This window comes from Saccharothrix sp. NRRL B-16348 (assembly GCF_001280085.1).
Classification (GTDB): Bacteria; Actinomycetota; Actinomycetes; order Mycobacteriales; family Pseudonocardiaceae; genus Actinosynnema.
This window is the reverse complement of sequence record NZ_LGED01000052.1, coordinates 1-1,523: the sequence shown is the minus strand read 5'-3', so window position 1 is coordinate 1,523 and position 1,523 is coordinate 1. Positions and strand designations below refer to the sequence as shown.

2 protein-coding genes are annotated in these 1,523 nt (G+C 69.3%); both read left to right on the top strand.

Translation table 11 applies throughout. The features are described from left to right. The first annotated feature begins 57 nt into the window (after window positions 1-57). Window positions 58-1,278, top strand: a complete 1,221-nt coding sequence (locus tag ADK67_RS08100; protein ID WP_053715774.1) for an IS4 family transposase — start codon at window positions 58-60, stop codon at window positions 1,276-1,278. A gap of 85 nt (window positions 1,279-1,363) precedes the next feature. Then, the gene (locus ADK67_RS50580; RefSeq protein ID WP_157620006.1) at window positions 1,364-1,510 is read left to right on the top strand and encodes a hypothetical protein; all 147 of its coding nucleotides are present in this window, start codon (window positions 1,364-1,366) and stop codon (window positions 1,508-1,510) included. Window positions 1,511-1,523: the final 13 nt, after the last annotated feature.

Genomic DNA, 1,523 nt, shown 5'->3' with positions numbered 1-1,523 from the left:
CCAATACCAGTGACTTAAGGGTTATTGCGGTAGGTTGTGGGTTCTGGAGGTGTCTGGATGCCACGGCCTGGGCAACTGAAGCCCGAGACGGATGCGCGGTTGTCGGATCGGATCGCGATCGGGTTGTTGACCAGGTCGTTTCCGCCTGAGTTGGTGGATCGGGTGATCGCCGAGACCGGTCGGGAAGGGCAGCGTGACCGGTTGTTGCCGCCGCGGGTGGTGGTGTATTTCGTGCTGGCGATGTGTCTGTTCTCCGGTCAGGGCTATGAAGAGGTGGCCCGGTTGTTGACCGAGGGTCTGTCGTGGGCGGCGCGGTGGTCGAGGCCCTGGCGGGTGCCGACCACCGCGGCGATCTCCCGGGCCCGGGTCAAGCTGGGCGCGGCGCCGTTGAAGGCATTGTTCGAGCAGGTCGCGAGGCCGTTGGCGGGGTCGACGACGCGTGGTTCGTGGTATCGGACCTGGCGGGTGCTGGCGGTCGACGGCACGACCTTCGACGCACCCGACACGCCGGAGAACGTCGAGCGGTTCGGCCGTCCGGGCAGCGGCCGGGCGGCGGCGCGGGGCGATCGGGCGGCGTTTCCGCAGGTGCGGGTGGTGGCGGTGGCCGAGTGCGGCACGCACGCGATCGTCGCGGCCACCCTGGGCCCGATCACCAAGGCCGAGGCCACCCTGGCCCGGGAGTTGTTCCCCGGCCTGGGCGCGGGCGAGTTGGTGATCGCCGACCGGGGGTTCGCCGGGCTGCCGTTGTGGCGGGCCGCGTCAGAGAACGGGGCGGACCTGTTGTGGCGGGTGCGCGCCAACATCGTGCTGCCGGTGCGGGAGGAGTTGCCCGACGGGTCGTACCTGTCGGAGATCGTGGCCACCGACGACCACTACCGCCGCACGGATCCGGTGACGGTGCGGGTGGTCGAGTACACACTGGACGATCCCGCCCGCCCCGAACACGACGCACCGTACCGGTTGATCACCACGATCCTGGACCACCGCAAGGCCCCGGCACGCGAGTTGGCGGCGTTGTACTGCCAACGCTGGGAGATCGAGACCGCGCTGGACGAGCTCAAGACCCACCAGCGCGGCCCCGGGCAGGTGCTGCGGTCCCGCTCGCCCGACGGGGTCGAGCAGGAGGTCTGGGCGCATCTGTTGGTGCACCACGCGATCCGGTCGCTGATGCACACCGCCGCCGGCGACGCAGGCCTGGATCCCGACCGGCTCTCGTTCATCCGCACCCTGCGCCTGGCCCGTCGGCAGACCACCGCGCAGGCCGCATTTTCCCCCTGAACGATTAGCCCGGGCCCTGCTCGACGGCATCCGCGAGATCCTCGCCCGCCTGCTGCCCCGGCGACGACTACGCAGCAATCCCCGCGTGGTCAAACGCAAGATGTCCAACTACAAGCTCAAACGCGTACGTCACCGGACCTGGCCACAACCCACCCGCGACCCCGCCGAGGCAGTCCGGATCGCGCCGCACTACCGCACCGTCTCCGCCAACAAGCAGCGCAAACCACTCTAAGTCACCGGCATTG

Bases quoted from the DNA above. Each gene is read 5' to 3' on its own strand.
- ADK67_RS08100 (WP_053715774.1), top strand. From the start codon at position 58: ATGCCACGGCCTGGGCAACTGAAGCCCGAGACGGATGCGCGGTTGTCG.